Source organism: Actinoalloteichus sp. AHMU CJ021 (genome assembly GCF_002895405.1).
Classification (GTDB): Bacteria; Actinomycetota; Actinomycetes; order Mycobacteriales; family Pseudonocardiaceae; genus Actinoalloteichus_B; species Actinoalloteichus_B caeruleus.
This window is the reverse complement of the sequence record NZ_CP025990.1, coordinates 1,194,591-1,210,233: the sequence shown is the minus strand read 5'-3', so window position 1 is coordinate 1,210,233 and position 15,643 is coordinate 1,194,591. Positions and strand designations below refer to the sequence as shown.

The 15,643-nt window shown below is 72.8% G+C and carries 13 protein-coding genes; 7 read left to right on the top strand and 6 right to left on the bottom strand.

The genetic code is table 11. The features are described 5' to 3' along the window. The first annotated feature begins 199 nt into the window (after window positions 1-199). The 3 genes from dxs (at window position 200) to C1701_RS04765 (ending at window position 4,055) form a co-directional block, all read left to right on the top strand. A complete protein-coding gene (gene dxs / locus C1701_RS04775) occupies window positions 200-2,143 on the top strand; it encodes a 1-deoxy-D-xylulose-5-phosphate synthase (RefSeq protein ID WP_026418346.1) in 1,944 nt (647 codons plus the stop codon). A 69-nt stretch (window positions 2,144-2,212) separates the two neighbouring features. Continuing rightward, a complete protein-coding gene (locus C1701_RS04770; RefSeq protein ID WP_035273061.1) occupies window positions 2,213-2,926 on the top strand; it encodes a response regulator transcription factor in 714 nt (237 codons plus the stop codon). Next, complete coding sequence (locus C1701_RS04765; RefSeq protein ID WP_026418347.1) at window positions 2,907-4,055, top strand: sensor histidine kinase; 1,149 nt, start codon at window positions 2,907-2,909, stop codon at window positions 4,053-4,055. Before C1701_RS04770 ends, C1701_RS04765 begins: the two co-directional genes overlap by 20 nt. An 88-nt stretch (window positions 4,056-4,143) precedes the next feature. Here the strand turns inward: C1701_RS04765 and C1701_RS04760 are convergent, their stop codons facing one another. Further along, a complete protein-coding gene (locus C1701_RS04760; RefSeq protein WP_026418348.1) occupies window positions 4,144-6,234 on the bottom strand; it encodes a 3-hydroxyacyl-CoA dehydrogenase NAD-binding domain-containing protein in 2,091 nt (696 codons plus the stop codon). Window positions 6,235-6,266: 32 nt separating this feature from the next. Beyond that, window positions 6,267-7,502: a thiolase family protein gene (locus C1701_RS04755; protein ID WP_026418349.1), complete on the bottom strand. Its 1,236-nt coding sequence runs from the start codon at window positions 7,500-7,502 to the stop codon at window positions 6,267-6,269. Between the two features lie 254 nt (window positions 7,503-7,756). On the opposite strand from C1701_RS04755, the gene C1701_RS04750 reads away from it, so the two are divergent. Beyond that, the gene (locus C1701_RS04750) at window positions 7,757-8,182 is read left to right on the top strand and encodes a hypothetical protein (protein WP_026418350.1); all 426 of its coding nucleotides are present in this window, start codon (window positions 7,757-7,759) and stop codon (window positions 8,180-8,182) included. A gap of 7 nt (window positions 8,183-8,189) precedes the next feature. Here the strand turns inward: C1701_RS04750 and C1701_RS04745 are convergent, their stop codons facing one another. From C1701_RS04745 to C1701_RS04735, 3 genes are all read right to left on the bottom strand, one after another. Further along, window positions 8,190-9,479, bottom strand: a complete 1,290-nt coding sequence (locus C1701_RS04745) for a ribonuclease D (protein ID WP_103055605.1) — start codon at window positions 9,477-9,479, stop codon at window positions 8,190-8,192. Between the two features lie 92 nt (window positions 9,480-9,571). Continuing rightward, window positions 9,572-10,288 carry a response regulator gene (locus tag C1701_RS04740; RefSeq protein WP_035272912.1) on the bottom strand — a complete coding sequence of 239 codons (717 nt, stop codon included), beginning with the start codon at window positions 10,286-10,288 and terminating at the stop codon, window positions 9,572-9,574. A 577-nt stretch (window positions 10,289-10,865) separates the two neighbouring features. Beyond that, a complete protein-coding gene (locus C1701_RS04735; protein ID WP_026418352.1) occupies window positions 10,866-11,438 on the bottom strand; it encodes a DUF3000 domain-containing protein in 573 nt (190 codons plus the stop codon). Window positions 11,439-11,587: 149 nt separating this feature from the next. Here C1701_RS04735 and hemE point away from each other — a divergent pair, with 149 nt between their 5' ends. Genes hemE through hemQ form a run of 3 tightly spaced genes read left to right on the top strand, consistent with a single transcriptional unit; the run spans window position 11,588 to window position 14,875 of the window. After that, on the top strand, window positions 11,588-12,679 hold the full coding sequence (gene hemE, locus C1701_RS04730; RefSeq protein WP_026418353.1) for a uroporphyrinogen decarboxylase: 1,092 nt from the start codon (window positions 11,588-11,590) through the stop codon (window positions 12,677-12,679). Between the two features lie 37 nt (window positions 12,680-12,716). Beyond that, window positions 12,717-14,180, top strand: coding sequence for a protoporphyrinogen oxidase (gene hemG, locus C1701_RS04725; protein ID WP_103055603.1), 1,464 nt, complete (start codon window positions 12,717-12,719; stop codon window positions 14,178-14,180). 2 nt (window positions 14,181-14,182) lie between these two features. Beyond that, window positions 14,183-14,875: a hydrogen peroxide-dependent heme synthase gene (gene hemQ / locus C1701_RS04720; RefSeq protein WP_103055602.1), complete on the top strand. Its 693-nt coding sequence runs from the start codon at window positions 14,183-14,185 to the stop codon at window positions 14,873-14,875. Between the two features lie 21 nt (window positions 14,876-14,896). Here the strand turns inward: hemQ and C1701_RS04715 are convergent, their stop codons facing one another. Further along, window positions 14,897-15,565, bottom strand: coding sequence for a hypothetical protein (locus C1701_RS04715; protein ID WP_026418356.1), 669 nt, complete (start codon window positions 15,563-15,565; stop codon window positions 14,897-14,899). Window positions 15,566-15,643: the final 78 nt, after the last annotated feature.

Here is a 15,643-nt window from a genome sequence, read left to right as displayed (position 1 = left end):
TCGAGTCTGTCCCGGCCCTCTACCCACTCCGGTGAGGCGCCGTCACGCCAGGCTCACACCCCGCAGCGACCGGGACGGTGCCCTCGGGTTACCCGTCCGTAGACTGGCGCGACGTAGTTGACCGGCCGCACCCTGTCCGTGGGAGTACGCCCTCGTACCTGGACGGGGCTGGCGAACGGCACTGAATTGAGGTGGAGTGGTGACCCTGCTCGAGTCCGTGCACAGCCCGGCTGATCTGAGGAGAATGGAGCTGGGTGAGCTCCAGCGACTGGCCGAGGAGATCCGCTCCTTCCTCATCGAGAAGGTCTCGCGGACCGGCGGGCACCTGGGGCCCAACCTCGGGGTCGTGGAGCTGACCCTCGCCGTCCACCGCGTCTTCGACTCACCCCACGACCCCGTCGTCTTCGACACCGGGCACCAGGCCTACGTGCACAAGATCATCACGGGTCGTCAGGGAGGGTTCGACCGGCTGAGGAAGCGGGACGGGCTGTCCGGCTACCCGTCGCGGGCCGAGAGCGAACACGACCTGGTGGAGAACAGCCACGCCTCGACCGCGCTCTCCTACGCCGACGGGCTCGCCAAGGCCTACCAGCTCCAGGGCGCCCGCCGGCACGTCGTGGCCGTGGTCGGTGACGGCGCGCTGACCGGTGGAATGTGCTGGGAGGCGTTGAACAACATCGCCGGCGACGGCAACCGCCCGCTCGTGATCGTGGTCAACGACAACGGCCGGTCCTACTCGCCCACCATCGGCGGCCTCGCGGACCACCTGGCGTCGCTGCGCCTGCGGCCCGGCTACGAACGCGCCCTGGAGAGCGGGAAGCGCACCCTCCAGAGCATCCCCATGGTCGGCCGTCCGATCTACGCGGGTCTGCACGCGGCGAAACGCGGGCTCAAGGACGCCATCAGCCCGCAGGCCATGTTCGAGGACCTCGGGCTGAAGTACTTCGGGCCGGTGGACGGACACGACCTGGGCGCCCTCGACGCCGCCCTCCGCCGGGCCAAGGCGTTCGGTGGCCCGGTCATCGTGCACGCGGTCACCAGGAAGGGCACGGGCTTCGCCCCGGCCGAGAACGACACGGCCGACCAGATGCACTCCACGGGTGTGATCGACCCGGTCACCGGGGAACCGGCCACGGCCTCCGGCGGGACGAGCTGGACCTCGGTGTTCTCCGACGAGCTCGTGCGGATCGGGGCGGAGCGCCAGGACCTCGTCGCGATCACCGCCGCGATGCTCGGGCCGACCGGCCTGGACAGGTTCGCCTCGGCCTACCCGAAGCGGTGCTTCGACGTCGGTATCGCCGAACAGCACGCGCTGACCTCGGCCGCCGGTCTGGCGATGGCGGGCATGCACCCCGTGGTGGCGGTGTACGCGACGTTCCTCAACCGCGCCTTCGACCAGCTGCTGATGGACGTCGCGCTGCACCGGCAGCCGGTGACGGTCGTGCTCGACCGCGCCGGGATCACCGGCTCGGACGGCGCGAGCCACAACGGCGTGTGGGACCTGTCGATCCTCGGTGTGGTGCCGGGCATCCGGGTCGCCGCCCCCCGGGACGCCGACACCCTCCGTGAGGCGCTGCGGGAGGCGGTGCGGATCACCGACGGGCCCGGGGTGATCCGGTTCGCCAAGGGCGACGTCGGCGACCGGATCGAGGCCGTCCGGCGCGTCGGCCCGGTGGACGTCCTCCGGGAGGACACCGAGGCGGACGTCCTCCTGGTCGGCGTCGGTAGCTTCGCCGAACTGGCCGTCCGCGCCGCGCACCGACTGGCCGACCAGGGAATCGGGGTCACCGTGGTGGATCCGAGGTGGGTCGTGCCAGTACCCGAGGAACTGGTGGCGCTCGCGGCGGACCACCGGATGGTCGTCACGGTCGAGGACGGTGGCCGGCACGGAGGCGTCGGCTGGGCGCTGGCGGCGGCGCTGCGGGACGCGGAGGTCGATGTCCCCCTCCGCGACATCGGCGTGCCCCAACGGTTCCTCGACCACGGTTCCCGGGGAGAGGTGCTCGCCGAGCTCGGGCTCACCGACCAGGACGTCGCGCGCCGGATCACCGAGTGGGCCGCCGGGATCCTGGGTGAGGCGAGTGACTCGCCCGAGGTCGACGTCGCGGACCCGCAGCGGGTGCGGGACAGCGAGCGGAAGTGACATCGGTGACGCTGCCGCGGGCCGGGAAAGCCCAGCCCGCTCTCAGGTTCGTGTGGGACGGTTGGTGACGTGCGCATACTGGTCGTAGAGGACGAGCAGCCCCTGGCAGACGCGATCGCCCGGGGTCTGCGCCGAGAGGGCATGGCCGTTGACATCGCCTATGACGGTGAGTCGGGGCACGAGAAGGCGTCGATCACCAGATACGACGTCGTGGTGCTCGACCGCGATCTTCCGGGGCTGTCCGGCGACGAGTTGTGCCGGGAGATCCTCCGGTCTGGGGCACTGACGCGGGTCATGATGCTCACGGCGAGCGGCGAGGTGGAGGACCGGGTCGAGGGCCTGTCGCTGGGCGCGGACGACTACCTGGCGAAGCCCTTCGCCTTCCCCGAGCTGGTCGCCAGGATCCGCGCGTTGGGCCGGCGGTCCACGCCCCCGGTGCCGCCCCGGCTCACGGCCGAGCAGCTGGTGCTCGATCCAGCCTCCCGCACCGTCACCCGCAACGGTGAACAGGTCGACCTGACCCGCAAGGAGTTCGGCGTCCTGGAGGTGCTGCTCTCCGCCGGTGGTTCGGTCGTCAGCAGCGAGGAGCTGCTGGAGCGCGTGTGGGACGAGAACGCGGACCCGTTCACCACCACCGTGCGGGTGACCGTCATGACCCTGCGGAAGAAGCTCGGGGAACCGGCGGTGGTGGAGACCGTCGTCGGGTCCGGGTACCGGGTGCCGACCGCGGGAGTCGTGGAACCGGAGACCGACAGCGTCGCGGGTGCGAACACTGAACGCTGACCACCGCCCCGGCCGTCGAGGTCTCGGCCTCCGGGTCCGCATCACCCTGCTCGCGACCGGGCTCGTCGCCGTCGTGAGCGCGCTGCTCCTGTGGTTGGGCTGGATGCAGATCGGGCAGGCCCTCGCCGACTCGCCCCGGTTGCCGCGCGGTATGCGGGTCCGGGTCGACGGCGTCGAGGTCGAGGCGACCGAACTGACGACGCTGCTGCACGACCAGGCGAGGGACCGGGTCCTGGAGGTGGGGCTGCTGGCCTACCTGTGCGTCATCGCGGCGGCCTTCCTGCTCGCCTGGTCCCTCACCGGGCGGGTGTTGGCCCCGTTGCACAGGGTCACCGGCACGGCTCGTCGGCTGTCCGCCGAATCGCTGGAGGAGCGCATCGAGTTCGTGGGCGCGCGCGACGAGGTGGCGGAACTCGCTGACACCTTCGACGAGATGCTCGACCGGCTCCAGGCCGCCTTCGAGGCCCAGCGCCGGTTCGTCGCCAACGCGAGCCACGAGCTGCGCACGCCGCTGGCGGTGATCCGCACCGAGCTGGACGTCACCCTGGCCGATCCGGACGCGGACGTGGCGGAGCTCCGCAGGATGGCCGACGTGGTGCGGGACGCCACACGACGGGCGGAGCACCTCGTCACCGCGTTGCTGTTGCTGGCCCGCACCGACGCCACGGGGCTCAACGCCCGGGAGCCGGTGGACCTCGCCACCATGGTGGAGAGCGCGTGGCGCGCGGTGCGCGCCGAGGCCGCCGACCGGAAGCTCTCCGTCACCTTCGACACGGAGCCCGGCCTGGTGACCGGAGACCCGGCCCTGGTCGAGCGGATCGCCGGGAACCTGGTCGAGAACGCGGTGCGGCACAACGTGGAGGGGGGCTGGATCAGCGTGCGCACGAGCGGGGACCAGTCGGGTTCGCGGCTGGTGGTGTCCTCGTCGGGGCCGGTGGTCCCGCCGGAACGGGCGGCGCAGCTGCTCGAGCCCTTCAGCAGGGGCGGCGGCAGGACCTCCCACTTCGGCGCCGGCCTCGGCCTCTCGATCGTCCGGTCGGCGGCGGCCGCCCACGGCGGTCGTGTCGAGGTGGAGCCGGTGGACGGCGGTGGCCTCACCGTGACGGTGGAGTTCCCCGCCGCGCCCTGAGCCCGAGGGGGCGGCGGGACACGGACCCGGTGTCCCGGTGGGGCCGACGGTTCCCCGCCGACCCCACCGGAGTTGTCGACCGGAGTTCTCAGCCGGCCGCCGGGGACGCGACGCCCCTCGGGAGGAAGCGTTCCCCGTTGACCCGCTCCGCCACGCCGGTGCGGTCGAGGTACGGGGTGATCCCACCCAGCCAGAACGGCCAGCCGGCGCCGAGGATCATGCACAGGTCGATGTCCGCCGGCTCCGCGACGACCTTCTCCTCCAGCATGACGCGGGCCTCCTCGGCGAGCGCGGCCAGCGCGCGCTCCCGCAGCTCCTCCTCGGTGAGCGGCGCGTCACCCTGGTGCCAGAGCTCCGCCACCTCCGGGTCGAGCCGCTGCACGTTCCGCTCGTCCCAGGTCCACACCGCGGTCTTGCCGGCCGCCACGAACCGGCGCAGGTTCTCGCTGACCCCGAACCGGTCCGGGAAGGCGTCGTGCAGGGTCTGCGCGACGTGCGAGGCGACGGCTGGCCCGACCAGCTGGAGCAGGATCAGCGGGCTCATGGGCAGCCCGAGCGGTTGGAGCGCGCGGTCGGCGACCTCGAAGGGGGTGCCCTCGTCGATCGCGCCGATCACCTCGCCGAGGAACCGGGTGAGCAGTCGGTTCACGACGAAGGCAGGCGCGTCGGCGACGAGCACGCAGGACTTCTTCAGCTCCTTGCCCGTGCGCAGGGCGGTGGCGACGGTGGCGTCGTCGGTGTGCTGCCCGCGCACGACCTCCAGCAGCGGGAGGACCGCGACCGGGTTGAAGAAGTGGAAGCCCACGACCCGCTCCGGGTGTCGCAGTTCCGCGGCCATGTCCGTGATGGACAGCGACGAGGTGTTCGTGGCGAGCACCGCCTCCGGGGAGACGTGCTCCTCCAGCTCGGCGAACACACGCCGCTTCAGCGACAGGTCCTCGAAGACGGCCTCGATGACGAAGTCGGCGTCGGCGAAGGCGGCCTTGTCCAGCGAACCCGTGACCAGGGCTCGGAGCCGGTTCGCCTCGTCCGGCGAGACGCGCCCCTTCGACAACAGCTTGTCCACCTCGGCGTGCACGTAGCCGACGCCCCGGTCGAGCCGTTCCTGGTCGACGTCGGTGAGTACTACGGGAACCCGCAGGCGGCGGACGAAGAGCAGCGCGAGCTGGCTCGCCATGAGCCCGGCGCCGACCACCCCCACCTTGGTGACGGGACGAGCGAGTGACTTGTCCGGGGCGCCGGCGGGGCGCCGAGCGCGCTTCTGCGTCAGGTCGAACGCGTACAGGCCCGCCCGCAGCTCGTCGGACATGAGCAGCTCGGTGAGGCCCTCGGTCTCGGCCGCGTACCCCTCGTCCAGGGTGGCGTGGCGGGCCAGTTCGAGGAGTTCCAACGCCTTCGTCGCGCCAGGCGCCGCTCCCTGCGTCTTGGCCGCGACGAAGGCCCGCCCCCGGTCGAGGGCGGCGGTCCAGGCCTGGTCCCGGTCGATCTCCGGACGTTCGGGCCGAATCCGCCCCTCGAGCACCCCGGCCGCCCACCGCAGGGACTGCTCCAGGTAGTCGGCGGAGTCCAGCACCACGTCGACGACGCCGAGCGCCGCGGCCTTGGCGGGGCTGAGCCGGCGGTTCTGGTTGAGGGCGTTCTCCAGGATGACCGTGACCGCCGCGTCCGGCCCGATCAGGTTGGGCAGCAGTTGGGTGCCGCCCCACCCGGGGAACAGCCCCAGGAAGGTCTCGGGCAGGGCGAGCATCGCCGCGTTCGCCGCGACCGTGCGGTAGTGGCAGGAGAGCGCGAGTTCCAGGCCGCCGCCGAGCGCCGCCCCGTTGACGAAGGCGAAGGTCGGGATGGTGGACTCGGTGAGGCGGCGGAAGACCGCGTGCCCCGTGTGGGCGATCCACCGGGCCTGCTCGGCCGAGGTCAGCCGGGTGACGCCGGAGAGGTCCGCGCCGACCGCGAAGACGAAGGGCTTGCCGGTCACCGCGATCGCGGCGGGCTCCGCGGCGAAGGCCTCGTCGAGCGCCGCGTCCAGGCTGAGCAGCCCCTGGGGGCCGAGGGTGGAGGGGCGCGTGTGGTCGTGCCCGTTGTCCAGGGTCACCAGGGCGATCGGTCGTTCGACGCCGGGCACGCGGACGAGCCTGGTCACCGACCTGGTCACGACCTCGTCCGGCATCGCGTTCCGCATGTCCTCGGCGGTGACCCCGCCCGTCGTGTCACTCACTTCGCGTCCCCGTTCCGTTCCCGACCGTCCCAGTGCGGGTTCTCCCAGATGACCGTGCCGCCCATGCCGATGCCGATGCACATGGTGGTGATCCCGTAGCGGACCTCGGGGCGTTCGGCGAAGTGGCGGCTGAGCTGGGTCATCAGCCGGACGCCCGAGGCGGCGAGGGGGTGGCCGCACGCGATCGCGCCGCCCCACGGGTTGACCCTGGGGTCGTCGTCGGCGATGCCGAAGTGGTCGAGGAAGGCCAGGACCTGGACGGCGAAGGCCTCGTTGATCTCGAACAGGCCGATGTCGTCGATCGTCAGGCCAGCCCTGGCCAGCGCCTGCTCGGTGGCGGGTACCGGCCCGACTCCCATCACCTCCGGGTCGACACCGGCGAAGGAGTAGCCGACCAGCCGCATCCCCACCGGCAGCCCGAGTTCGGTGGCCGTGTCCTCGCCGGCGATCAGCGCGGCGGTGGCCCCGTCGTTCAGCCCGGCGGAGTTGCCGGCGGTGACCCGGCCGTGCGGGCGGAAGGGGGTCTTCAGCGCGGCGAGGGCCTCGACGGTGGTGCCGGGGCGGGGCGGCTCGTCCTCGGTCGCCAGCCCCCAGCCGAGCTCGGCGGACCTGGTGGCCACCGGGACGAGGTCGGCGCTGATCCGACCGGTCTTGACCGCCTCGGCGAAGCGCTCCTGGCTGGTCGCCGCGTAGGCGTCGACCCGACCCTTGTCCAGGTGGGGGAACCGGTCGTGCAGGTTCTCCGCCGTCTGGCCCATGACCAGCGCGGAGGGGTCCACGAGCTTGTCCGCGAGGAATCGGGGGTTGGGATCAACGCCCTCGCCCATCGGGTGCCGGCCCATGTGCTCCACACCGCCGGCCAGCGCGACGTCGTAGGCGCCGAAGGCGATGCCGCCGGCCACCGAGGTCACGGCCGTCATCGCTCCGGCGCACATACGGTCGATGGCGAATCCGGGCACCGAACGGGGCAGCCCGGCCAGCAGTGCCGCCGTCCTGCCGATGGTCAGTCCCTGGTCCCCGATCTGGGTCGTCGCGGCGATGGCGACCTCACCGACCCGCTCGGGCGGCAGTTGGGGATGTCGCCGGAGGAGTTCCCTGAGCGTCTTGACGACCAGGTCGTCCGCGCGGGTCTCGGCGTAGATGCCCTTCGGGCCGGCCTTGCCGAACGGTGTCCTCACACCGTCGACGAAGACCACGTTCCGAAGCGCACGCGCTGCAACGGCGTCGGCCACGGCGTGCTCCTTCTCCTCGCTGAGTGGGCCTGGGCGCGCTGCTCCGCGCCCGCTGACCGCGATGCTACCCGTCAGTAACCCAAACGCCAGGGTGGGCGGCGAAAAGATCGGGAAGCGGAGTCGGGCGGGTCGTTGGAGCGCTCCCATCGCGGGGCCTCCCCGCGCCGTGCCGTAGTGTGGCGACCCCGCAACGCGATCAGGGTGGCGGCACACGCCGCCCGACATCAGCCCGCGTTCCGGAAAGGACAGACAGGGTGATCCTGCTCGACAACCGTTGGGCCGTCGCGGTGCCCGGCGACGACCTGGTGACCGGGACTCCATCGTTCACCGTGGTCACGGTCGACCGGCGGCAGTGGCGGGTCCTCCTGGTGCTGGGGGACAGCCCCGGGCGCGGGACGCTCAAGGTGACCACCCGCGCGGCGGAGACGGCCGCCCTGACCATCGGCAACGCCTTCCTCCCCGGAGCGCGCGGAGTGGGACCGCTGGGCCAGGTGGACGGCGTCACCGCCGACGCCCGACCACGCTCCCTGGTGGTGCACCGCGCGCTCCGACGGCAGGCCCCCCTGGCCGTGTTGCGGCTCAACGGCCACCAGGCCACCCCGGCGCGGTTGGCCTACCCGGGGGACACCGCCGCCCGGCTGGCCGCGGCGCTCCAGCACGCCGCGGCCCTGCTCGAGTGATCCGCTGTCAGGCGGTGACCCGCAGCGCCTCGGTGAGATGGGACGCCGTGAGTTCCACCTGCCATTCGCGGGCGTTGCCCGCCCGCAGCGCCGCGCTCACCGCCTGGACGTCCAGCTGCTCCGGGGGCGTCCAGCACGTCCGGCGGACGAGATCGGGTTGGATGAGGTTCTCGACCGGCAGCCGCAGCCGCTCGGCGGTCTCGGTCAGCACGGCCCTGGCGGCGGAGAGCCGTGCCGCGGCCTCCGGGTCCCGGTCCGCCCACCGGTTCGGGGGTGGCGGGCCGTCCGAGGGCTGCGCCGGGCTGGGGAGCTCATCCGTCGGCAGCTCGGCCGCCGCCCGCAGGGCCGCCAGCCAGGTGTGCGCCCGCCGCCGCTGAGCCCGGCCCCGGAATACCGGCAGCGCCAACAGCTCGCGTTCGGTCTTCGGAGCAGCCTGCGCGGCCTCGATCACGGCCTTGTCCGGCAGGACCCGACCGGGGGCGATGTCCCGCGACTCGGCGACGGCGTCCCGGGCCAGCCACAGCTCGCGAACGGCCGCGAGCTGCCTGGGGGCGTGCACCCGGTGGATGCCCGAGGTCCGGCGCCAGGGCTGTGCGCGGGGCGGGGGAGGTGGGGCCGTGCGGACCCACTCGAACTCCTGCAACGCCCAGTCGAGCTTCCCCTGCCGGCGGAGTTCCTCCTCCAGGGAGTCCCGCAACGGCACCAGCAGTTCCACGTCGAGGGCGGCGTAGTTCAGCCAGTCCGCGGGCAGGGGACGACGTGACCAGTCGGCCGCGCCGTGTCCCTTCTCCAGCTCGTACCCGAGCTGCTGCCGCACGAGCGCCGCGAGCGACACGCGGGGGAAGCCGGCGAGCCGGCCGGCGAGTTCGGTGTCGAACAACGACGTCGGCCGCAGTTCCAACTCCGCGAGGCACGGCAGGTCCTGCGAGGCGGCGTGTAAGACCCATTCCGGCCCGGTGAGCGCCTCCCTGAGCGGGCCAAGCGCGTCGGCGACGGGGATCGGGTCGATCAGCGCCGTCCCCGCGCCCTCGCGACGGAGCTGGACCAGGTAGGCGCGATTGGAGTACCGGTAGCCCGAGGCGCGTTCGGTGTCGACGGCCACCGGGCCGGTGGCACCGGCCATCGCGGTGGCGACGAGCTGGAGCGCGTTGCGGTCGACGACAACAGGAGGCACGCCGTCGGCCGGGCGGCGCAGCGGTACCGCCGCGTTCTCGTCCGTGCCCTGAGCGTGTTTCCGGTTCTCACCGCCGCGGTCGCCGGGTCCGACCTCATCCGGGTTGGCTGGTTGAGCGTCCACGGGCGATGACCCTACGTGCCTCCCCCGTCCCCGGATCCCACAGGCACTGCTGGAAGGTGGGGATGGCACGGGTTCGTGCCATCCCCACTCCACTAGCGGATCACGCCCGCCCGCATGGCCAGCGCCACCATCTGCGCACGATCACCGGTACCGAGTTTGCGGCCGATGCGTGACAGGTGGCTCTTGACCGTGAGGGCGGACAGGTTGAGCGCCTCGCCGATCTCCTTGTTGGATCGGCCGTCAGCGACCAGCTGCAACACCTCGACCTCACGGGCGGACAACTCGCGAGGCGTGTTGTCGGTGCCCGGAACCCTGGTGCCCGCTGCGAGGACGGGCGCCACACTCGGGTCGGCGTACACCCCGCCGTCGAGGACCCGGCGAACCCCGTCGGTGACGACCATCGGCGAGGCGGACTTCAGCAGGTACGCCTGAGCGCCCGCCTGGAAGGCCGCCCGTACCGCGTACGGGTCGTCGGAGGATGCCAGGACCACGATCCGGGGCCAACCGTGGCCACGGAGTTCCGTGACCAGGTCGATGCCACTCCCGTCCGGGAGCCCGAGATCGAGGATCGCAAGGTCGCATGGTCCGGTGGCCAGAGCACGAGCTCTGGCTTCGGCCAGCGACGCCGCCTCGTGCACGGTGCCGGCGCCCATCTGCTGCAACCGGGCGGCGATCGCCTCCCGAAGCAGCGGATGGTCGTCCACCACCAGTACCGAGAACAGCTCTTCCCGCGGGTGCGGGACCATGTTGGCCGGCAACGCGCCGGCTGGCGTGGTTCGAACGGCCTGACCTAAGCCGACGGCAGCCACGTCACTACCTCCCTGGAGTCGGTCGTGCCCCCCGACCGGCACCGGGACTCTCGACCAATCAGCCGCGCCACTGATCGACCGAAAGTGGTGTCGACTCGGGCAGCGTAGCCGGCAAACTGTCCCAGCGGGACGATCGAGGCGGGATCTATCCCGATTGGGTTGTCACCTGGCCAGGAACTGATAACACGTTCGGGTGACGATGCGAGTGTTGGCTAACGCGAGCGGCCCGTGGGGCGACATTCCCTTTTTGATCGTGCGATAGGTGGACCTGGCGCCAGCGGATGGTGGTGCCTCGGCACCACCGAACAGCGCAGCCCGTCGGGGCGCGGCCACCACCGGGAATCCGGGGACGATCACGGCGGGCCGGTGTCCCGCCGGGTTCCATTCTGAGATCCCGCCCACTTTTCCGCTCGAGCGGGGTGCCCTCGACCAACCAGTCCCCGCGGGTCGCTCGGGGCCGACCCCGCCGAAGCGCGTCGAACGCCGGCGCCCGAGTCGACCAACCACGAGTGCCCCACCCCGGTGGCGCGACGGCACGACGGGCTGGGGCGCCACCGCGCCCGCCGCCGCGCGCCGATCAGGCGTGCGTGTCACCCCGGCGCGGGCCGAGCGTGGTCACCCCCACCGGCGGCAGGCCCACCGCGCTGGCGAGCAACCCGCACAGGGCGTCGCCGTGCGGGGCGAGATCGCCGCTGCCCGCCGTCCACGACCCCCGCAACTCCAGTTCGTGGGAACGGGTGGGCCCGGAGATGTCCCCGAAACGGACGGAGGACGTGACCGTCACGGTCCCCCCCAACGCGGAGAAGTCGGCCCCTCGGACCTCCAGGGCCTCGGTCAGCCAGGACCACCCGACCTCGGTCAGCAGTGGATCGGCGGCGAACTCGGGGTCCAGCTCCGCCTGCAGGTACACGACGAGCCGGAGCTCACCGCCCCAACCGCCGCTCTTCTCCGGATCGTGCAGCACGATCAGTCGGCCGGTGGCGAACTCGCCGGTCGGTCCCGTGACCTCCGCCGTCAGCGCGTACGCCCACGGGGCCAGCCGCTGGGGCGGGCGCACTTCCTCGAAGGTCAACTCGGGCCGTGGCCTCACCGACCGCAGCGTGGTCACCGCCAGCCGGAACACCTCGGGTACACCCGCCATCCCGGTCACGGCTGGCGACTGTAGGTGCATCCGGCGACGGAATCCCGCAGGCGCGCCGAGAATCTCGCGGGCAGTCCGACACGACGTCCCGTTCGGAGCCCGGCACCCATCGAGGGCCGGTGCCGGGCGTGGCGGACGCATGGGACGATGGGGGTGCCATGACGAATCCCTCCACGGTCTCGACGCGTCGGGACCTCACCCAGAGCCCTTTGCTGGTCGCGGCCTCCGGCGGGGTTCCCGATCACACGCCCGTGTGGTTCATGCGTCAGGCCGGCAGGTCGCTGCCCGAGTACCGCGAACTGCGGGCGGGCGTTCCGATGCTCCAGGCGTGCCTGACACCGGACATGGCCTGCGAGATCACGCTCCAGCCGGTGCGCAGGCACCAGGTGGACGCGGCGATCCTGTTCAGCGACATCGTCGTCCCCCTGGCGGCGGCCGGCGTCGACCTGGACATCGTCCCCGGTACCGGACCGGTGATCGCCGAGCCCGTACGGGACGCCGCCGCGGTGTCCCGGCTGCCGCGCCTCGACCCGGACCAGATCGCGCCCGTGGCGGAGACGGTGCGGATGCTGCTCGGCGAACTCGGGCGGACACCGCTCATCGGTTTCGCCGGTGCCCCGTTCACCCTCGCCTCCTACCTCGTGGAGGGCGGCCCGAGCCGCAACCACGAGCGGACCAAGGCGATGATGCACGGCGACCCCGGCACCTGGCACGCGCTGCTGGCCCACCTCGCGGACCTGACCCTGCTGTTCCTCCGGGAGCAGGTGGCAGCCGGGGTGGACGCCGTGCAGCTCTTCGACTCCTGGGCCGGTGCCCTCTCGGTGCGCGAGTACCGCGAGTTCGTGCTCCCGCACAGCAGCAGGGTGCTGGCTGGCCTGGCCGGCATGGGCGTTCCCCGAATCCACTTCGGGGTGGGGACCGGTGAACTGCTGGGATCGATGCGGCAGGCCGGCGCCGACGTCGTCGGCGTGGACTGGCGCCTCCCGCTGGACGAGGCGGTGCGCCGGCTGCGGCTGGCCGACCCGGACGCCCCGCTCCCGGTGGTCCAGGGCAACCTCGACCCAGCCGTGCTGTTCGCCGGCGAGGAGGTGGCGCTGCGGGAGACCGATCGGGTGATCACCGAGGGCCGGGCCGCCGCGGGGCACATCTTCAACCTGGGGCACGGCGTCCTGCCGGACACCGATCCCGGCGTGCTGACCCGGGTGGTCGACCACGTGCACGAGACCACCCGCCGCGACCCGGGGGCATGACCGTGGAGGGTGCCACTCCCGGCGGGACGCGTCGACCGTGACCCACTCGTCCGCGTCGCCCCGCGTCGCCGTCGTCGGAGGCGGAGTCGCGGGGCTTACGGCCGCCCACCGGCTGCGGAAGCGCCTCGGCCCCGACGCCCGGATCACCGTGATCGACCAGGGACGCGCGGTCGGGGGCAAGCTGCGGGCGGTGCCGGTGGGTGGCGTCCGGTACGACCTGGGCGCCGAGGCGTACCTGGCCCGGCGTCCCGAGATCGCCGACCTGCTGGGCGAACTCGACGTGGACGTCGACCTCGTCCACCCTTCGGGGGCCGCCCCCACGGTGCGCGCTGGCGGGCGCACGGTTCCGCTGCCCCGCCGCACCTTCCAGGGCCTCCCGGAAACCCCCCAGGCCGTGCGGGACGTGCTGTCCCCGGCGTCGGTCGAGGTGGTGGCATCGGAGGCCGACCAGCCTCCCGTCGACCTCGGGGGCCGGGACGTCTCCCTCGGCCGTCTCGTCCGGGAGCGGCTCGGTGACGAGGTGGTCGACCGGCTGGTGGATCCCCTGCTCGGGGGCGTGTACGCGGGCCGCGCCGACGACCTGGGCCTGCGGGCCACGATGCCGGGGCTGGCCTCCCGCCTCGATGAGGAACCCAGCACGCTGTTGGCGGCCGTCAGCCACCTGATGCCACCACCCGTCGCGGAGGGCCGGTCCCGCCCTCCGGTGTTCGCGACCCTGCGGGAGGGCCTTGCCACCCTGCCCGAGCTGTTGCTCGAATCCTCGGCCGCAGACCTCCGCCTCGGCCTCCCGGTCCGCGCCGTCGAACCCGCCACGAACGGGTGGCGCCTGGAGATCGGCTCCGCCGCCCGCCCCGAGTCGCTCTCGGTGGACCTGGTCGTCCTCGCCGTTCCCGCCCCCGCCGCGGCCCGGCTGCTGGCCGACGTCGCGCCTGGGGCGGCCGCGGCGTACCGGGAGGTCGAGCTGGCCTCGTCGGTCGTGGTGGGGCTGGCACTGCCGCCGGGCACCGTGCTCCCCGACAGCAGCGGCGTCCTCGTGGCGGCGGGGGAGCGCCACGACGACGGCACTCCGTTCACGGCCAAGGCCTTCACCTACTCGAGCCGCAAGTGGCCGCACCTCGCCGGTGGCGGGGACGCTCCGGTGCTGGTGCGCGGCTCGGTGGGCCGGTTCGGGGAGGCCTCCGCCCTGCGGCGGGGCGACGAGGAGATCACGCGGGGCGTGCTCGCGGACCTGACCGAGCTCCTCGGCACCCCGGTGCGTCCCCTGGACACCGCTGTCGTGCGCTGGGGTGGGGCGCTGCCGCAGTACGGGGTCGGTCACCTGGACCGCGTAGCGCGGATCACCTCGGGGCTCGACCCCGTCGTGGGGATCGCGGCGGCGGGCGCGGCCCTGGGCGGGGTGGGGGTCCCCGCCTGTGTGGCCAGCGGGAACGCGGCGGCCGACAAGGTGCTGGACGACCTCGACCAGCTGCGGGCCGCCCGGCCAGCCGGTGCGAGGATGTAGCCATGTCGCGGCTTGACTACCACGAACTGAACTCCACGATCCGGTACACGATGTGGTCGGTGTTCCGAGTGCGGGGCGGGAGCCTGCCCGAGGACCGCGCGGACGCGGCCACCGAGGCCCACGACTACCTGGAGTCCCTGGGGGCCCGGGGCGTCGAGGTGCGCGGTGTGTACGACGTCGCGGGCCTCCGCGCCGACGCCGACTACATGATCTGGTGGCACGCCGAGGAGGTGGAGACCCTCCAGGCGGCCTACACCGGTCTGCGGCGGACCGCGCTGGGGCGGGCCTCGGAGCCGGTGTGGAGCAACGTCGCGCTGCACCGGCCGGCGGAGTTCAACAAGAGCCACATCCCGGCGTTCCTCGCCGGGGAGGAGCCGCGCCGATTCGTCTGCGTCTACCCCTTCGTCCGCTCCTACGAGTGGTACCTGCTCCCCGACGCCGACCGGCGCCGGATGCTCGCCGACCACGGCAAGGAAGCACGCGACTACCCTGATGTGCGGGCCAACACCGTCGCCTCCTTCGCATTGGGCGACTACGAGTGGATGCTCGCCTTCGAGGCCGACGAACTGCACCGGATCCTCGACCTGATGCGCCACCTCCGGGGGACGGAGGCGCGGCGGCACGTGCGCGAGGAGACCCCCTTCTACACCGGGACCCGGGTGCCGGTCGGTGACCTGGTGGCCGCGCTTCCCTGACCTCGCGGCGGGGTCGGGTCCTCACTCGGCGAAGAACCGGCCCCCGCCGTCGACCCGCAGCACCGCCCTCGCCCCGCTGTCCTGGCACTGCCCGTCCTCGGCCAGGTCCCACGGGGTCAGCTCGATCGTCTCGTTGAGCAGCACGCCACCCCCGTTCTCGGCCAGTAGGACGCTCACCTCGGTCGGCACTGCCGACAGCTCGGGGATCGGGACGAACCCGGTGAGCTCCGTCCGTGCGCGCGGGTCCTCGCAGTCGGTGAGCGCGTCGAGCCGCCCACCCGCGGTGACCTCGCCCTCGGACAGGACGGGGGGTTCGGGTGCCTGCCACGAGAAGCGCGGGGTGGTCTCGGCGCCATGACCGGGCGGGGACGCGTCGGCCGGCACGGGCGAAGGCGGTTCGTGACGGGCTTCCGGGGTGTCGGTCGGGCGGCCGGGAGGAGCGCAGTCTGTGGACGTGGTCGCGCTCCGCACGAGTCGTACGGACTCGGAGGTGCAGTAGTCCTGCCAGCACACGTCCAGTTCGGCGGCCGCGACCCTGGCTCCCAGGGGCGGGTTGATCCGCAGTTCCACCCCGGGGGCCGCCTCGGTCCGCGCGCACGAGAGGGCCCCCGTCGCGGGGGCGGTGGAGGCGCAGCCGGCGAGGACCGTGGCCCCGAGCACCACGAAGGCCGAGCGGAGAATCCCAACCATGGCCGTAGGACGACTGGTGGGGGGACCACCGTTGCCCGGTGTGGCCATGTTGTGATGTTGGGTGCGCCGGCGGGCCCG